At 69.5% G+C, this 4,546-nt stretch carries 4 protein-coding genes; 1 reads left to right on the top strand and 3 read right to left on the bottom strand.

The window, feature by feature from the left end; genetic code table 11:
• From VNS22_RS09725 to VNS22_RS09715, 3 genes are all read right to left on the bottom strand, one after another.
• The coding region (locus VNS22_RS09725; RefSeq protein ID WP_325731865.1) for a GTP-binding protein at nucleotides 1-838 on the bottom strand (838 nt) is incomplete at its 3' end.
• A gap of 31 nt (nucleotides 839-869) precedes the next feature.
• A complete protein-coding gene (gene eno / locus VNS22_RS09720) occupies nucleotides 870-2,165 on the bottom strand; it encodes a phosphopyruvate hydratase (protein ID WP_325731863.1) in 1,296 nt (431 codons plus the stop codon).
• A complete protein-coding gene (locus VNS22_RS09715) occupies nucleotides 2,162-3,184 on the bottom strand; it encodes an aminoglycoside phosphotransferase family protein (protein WP_325731861.1) in 1,023 nt (340 codons plus the stop codon). The genes eno and VNS22_RS09715 overlap by 4 nt, the downstream gene beginning before the upstream one ends.
• A gap of 33 nt (nucleotides 3,185-3,217) precedes the next feature.
• On the opposite strand from VNS22_RS09715, the gene VNS22_RS09710 reads away from it, so the two are divergent.
• Entirely contained in the window at nucleotides 3,218-4,156 is a 939-nt protein-coding gene (locus VNS22_RS09710; protein ID WP_325731859.1) for an NAD(P)-dependent oxidoreductase, read from the top strand.
• The last annotated feature ends 390 nt before the right edge of the window (nucleotides 4,157-4,546 follow it).

Below are 4,546 nucleotides of genomic sequence, written 5' to 3'. Positions count from 1 at the left end.
TGATCGGCTTGTCCGCCTTCAGCGAGACCGAGCTGATCCCGGAATGGGCGATGTGCTCGTCGTCGTGCTGGTAGTGGTGCCCACGCCCGTGATCATGGTCGTGATGATCATGGTCATGGTGGTGATGGTCGTGCCCGCAGTCCGGCCCGCACACATGGTCGTGGCCATGGTGGTGGTCGTGATGGTCGTGCCCGTGCTCCAGAAAGTCCGGGTCGAGCTCCAGGATGCGCGCCAGGTCGAAGGCGCCGCGGTTCAGGATCTCGTCCAGCGGCACCGCGGAGTTGCGGGTCTCGTGGATCTTGGCGAAGCGGTTGATCCCGCGGATCGCCCGGCGCACCTCGGCCAGCTCCTCAGGGGTCACCAGGTCGGTCTTGTTGAGCAGGATCACGTCGGCGAACGCGATCTGGTCGTCTGCCTCCTGGCTGTCCTCGATCCGCTGGCGGACATGCTTGGCATCCACCACCGTCACCACTGCGTCCAGCCGCGACTTCTTGGCGACGTCCTCGTCGACGAAGAAGGTCTGCGCCACCGGCGCCGGGTCGGCCAGGCCGGTCGTCTCGATCACGATGCCGTCGAAGCGGTCGCGCCGCTTCATCAGCCCCTCGATCACCCGGATCAGGTCGCCGCGCACCGTGCAGCAGATGCAGCCATTGTTCATCTCGAACACCTCCTCGTCGCTTTCGACGAGCAGGTCGTTGTCGATGCCGATCTCCCCGAACTCATTGACGATCACGGCGTATTTCTTGCCGTGGTCCTCGGTCAGGATCCGGTTGAGGAGCGTCGTCTTGCCGGCACCGAGATAGCCGGTGAGCACGGTGACGGGGGTCTGATCGCTCATGGAATGGCTCTTTTCCGCTGGTTCGCTGCCGTCACGCCAAATAGGCGGCCTTGCCCATGTAGGGCAGGGCGCCGGCAAATTCCGCCGCCTCGCCCAATGCCTCCTCGATCCGGATGCCCTCGTTCCACTTGGCCATCCGTTCCGAGCGGGTGAAGCTGCCGACCTTCAATTGAGGCACGCCCCAGCCGACCGCAAGATGCACGACCGTGACGTCCTCGCTCTCGCCTGAGCGCGCCGAGACGATCGCCCCCATGCCGGCGGCCTTCGCGGCCTCCCAGGCGGCCCTGGTCTCGGTGAGCGTGCCGCGCTGGTTGGGCTTCACCAGCACGGTGTCGCACAACCGCCCGGCTGCGGCCTCGCGCACCCGCGCCGCATCGGTCACCAGGAAGTCGTCGCCCACCACCTGGACCCTGCCGCCCAGCTTCGCCGTGAAGGCCTTGAAACCTTCGGGATCGTCCTCGGCCAGCGGGTCCTCCACCGACACGATCGGGTAGCGGCCGATCCAGCCGGCCAGCACCTCGATCATCCCGGCCGCGTCCAGCTCGCGCCCATCCCGCGCCAGCCGGTAGCGCCCGGCCTTGCCGAACTGGCTGGCCGCCACGTCCAGCGAGATCGCGACCTGCTCATAGGGCCGATAGCCCGCCCGCTCGATCGCTCGTGTGAGCATGCCCAGCGCATCCTCGTTGCCGTCGAACAGCGGCCAGAAGCCGCCCTCGTCGGCCACGCCCGCGAGCTTGCCCGCATCCTTCATCAGGCCGCCCGCGGCCCGATAGACTTCCGCGGTCCATTCCAGCGCCTGCGCGAAGCTCGCCGCCCCCGGGCAGACCACCATGAAATCCTGGATGTCCACCCGCCCGGCCGCATGGGCACCGCCGCCGAAGATCTGGATCTCGGGCAGCGGCAGCCGATGGGCCGCCTCCCCGCCCAGCCAGCGCCAGAGCGGCACACCCTCGCCGGCCGCAGCCGCATGGGCCGCCGCCATCGACACCGCGATCGTGGCGTTGCCACCAAGCTTGCGCTTCTCCGGCGTGCCATCCAGCTCGATCAGGACCCGGTCGACCGCAGCCTGGTCCCGCACGTCGGCGCCCAGCAATGCCGTCCGGATCGGCCCGTTCACCGCGTCCACCGCCTGGCGCACGTCCATGCCGCCGAACGTATCCCCGCCGTCGCGGCGGTCCAGCGCCTCGCCGGAGCCCGTCGAAGCCCCGGCCGGTGCGATCGCCCGGCCGAGCACGCCGGCTTCGGTGACCACGTCCGCCTCGACGGTCGGCCGGCCACGGCTGTCCCAGACCCGCCGGGCGCGGATCTCCCTGATCTTCTGGCTCAAACGGCGGTCTCCTCGGCCCAGGCGGCGCGGATGGCAGCCAGCCGGTCCGGCACATGCTGGAGGAAATGGCGGCCGACCTTGCGCACCTTCTCCCGGTCGTCCTGGCCGGGCAGATACTCGACCGGCGACTTGCCGTCGACCCGCGCCAGCAGCAGACCGGGCAGCAAGGCCGCGGCCCGCTCCTCCAGCCGGTCGCGCCGCTCCCAGACCGCACCGGCCAGATAGGCCTCGGCCAGCGCGTCGAAGGCGGCGAGATAGGCGGCCGCGTCCCGGCGCCGCCACAGGCATTTGAGCAGTAGATGGTTCAGGCAGAAGGCCAGGTCGAAGGCCGGGTCGCCGTACCAGGCACATTCCGCGTCCAGCAACACCGGCCCGCGCGGCCCGATCAGGATGTTCTTCGGGCTGACATCGCCATGCACCAGGGCGATGCGGTTGGCCGCCGTGGTCCGCACCAGGCTGCGCAACTGCCGCCCGAGATCCGGATGGACCTCGGCGGTGGCCAGAAGATAGGGGGCCAGGCGGATCTCGTGGAAGATCTTGTCGGTGGCAAAGCGCTGCGCCACCTCGGGCCGGCGCGCGGTGCCGGCATGGATCGCCGCCAGCGTCGCCCCCACCGCACCGGCATGATAGGCCAGGATCTGGCCGTCCATCAGCAGCCGCTTCCACAAGGGATGGTCGCGCGGCTCCAGGTACGCCATCACCAGCGCCCCCAGGATCGCGTCCTGGTGCAGGAGCCGCGGCACGGCGCGCGGGGCAAAGCGCCGCGCCTCCTGCATCCAGGCGGCCTCGTAGGCATTGCGCTCGACCGGGGCCCGCCAGTCCTGCGCCACCTTCAGCTTCGGCAGCGCCCGCTTCACCGCCACCGGCCCGCCCGGCAGCTCGACGCGCCAGATATCGGAACTGACACCGCCGGTCAGCGGGGCCATGCTCGGGTCCGGGCCGAACTCCAGCAGGCCGGCCCGTCGCAGGACGGCCAGGATGGTGCCGTCGGCGACGGGAGGTTTGTTGGAAGGGGCCATGCTTGTTCTGTTGTCCGACCCGAGGTGAGCTCGATGCACGCGGTGCTCGTTTATCAGTCCGATCGCTGGCTCGAAAGTCGGCTGGAGCAGTTGCCCTTCCCGGTCAAGGCGATCGCCCCGGCCGACAAGTCCGGCGTGCTGGCCGCCATGTCCGAGGCCGACGTTCTTCTGCATGCGCTGGACCCCGTGACCAAGACCCATATCGAAGCCGGCGGCAAGCTCAAGTTGATCCAGAAGATCGGCGTGGGCGTGAACACGATCGACCTGGAGACGGCCAAGTCGCGCGGGATCGCCGTCTGCAACATGCCCGGCACCAACACGGTCGCGGTGGCCGAGCAGGCCCTGCTCCTGATGCTCGCCGTGCTGCGCCGGGTCGCCGTCCAGGACCGAGCGTCCCGCCAGGGCCAGGGCTGGTCGGACAGGATCCAGGCGGCCGGCGCCTATGGCGAGCTGGCCGGCCGGACCGTCGGCTTCGTGGGCTTCGGCGCCGTGCCCCGCCGCCTGGCCCCGATCATCGAGGCCATGGGCGGCAAGGTGCTCCGCTGGCACCGCTCGGACGCCGAAGGTCAGCCCGGCCAGCGCATCGAGGTCCTGGAGGACCTGTTCGCAAAGGCCGACATCGTCTCCCTCCACCTCCCGCTCCTGCCCGACACCGCGAAGATCGTGAACGCCGACACGCTGAGCCACGTCCGCCCCGGCACGATCCTGGTCAACACCGCCCGCGGCGGCCTGGTCGACGAGCCGGCGCTCATCGCCGCCCTGGACGACGGCCGCCTCGCCGGCGCCGGCCTGGACGTGCTCGCCACCGAGCCCTTCGAGCCCGCCAACCCCCTCCTCGCCCGCGACGACGTCGTGCTCGCCCCGCACAGCGCCTGGCTCACCCGGGAGACCTGGGACCGCTCCCTCGCCGTGATCGTGGAGAACGTGCGCCGGGTCGAACGCGGCGAGCCGCTGCTGCACCGGGTGGTGTGAACCACAACGCGGCCTCTCCAATTCGTCATGGCAGGGCTTGACCCTGCCATCCAGTTCTTCAGCGCTGCCTGGATGGCCGGCTCAAGGCCGGCCATGACGACCTGGGCAGGGCAGCGCGCACTTCCCTTCCATGTCATCCCCCGGCTTGACCGGGGGATCCACTGCATGAGAACCTGAACAGTCGCCCTCGGCCTCCCTCCCTGATCACGCATCGCCACACATGCGTTTACCAAACGAACCCGGCAAATCCCGCCAAATCAACCACTTGAACTTTTCCTACAAGCACGACCCCGCCATCCGGATCTTGAATGGTTCCAGCCGCCGGCCCATCCTGGCCGCATGAGCCAGATCCTGCCCTCCACCTGCCCCCACGACTGCCCCTCCGTCTGC

Source organism: Geminicoccus sp., from assembly GCF_035556675.1.
Taxonomy (GTDB): Bacteria; Pseudomonadota; Alphaproteobacteria; order Geminicoccales; family Geminicoccaceae; genus Geminicoccus.
This window is presented reverse-complemented; position numbering and strand designations above follow the sequence as displayed.

Coding starts and splice junctions, on each gene's coding strand:
- VNS22_RS09710 (WP_325731859.1), top strand. CDS start 3,218: ATGCACGCGGTGCTCGTTTATCAGTCCGATCGCTGGCTCGAAAGTCGG.
- VNS22_RS09715 (WP_325731861.1), bottom strand. CDS start 3,184: ATGGCCCCTTCCAACAAACCTCCCGTCGCCGACGGCACCATCCTGGCC.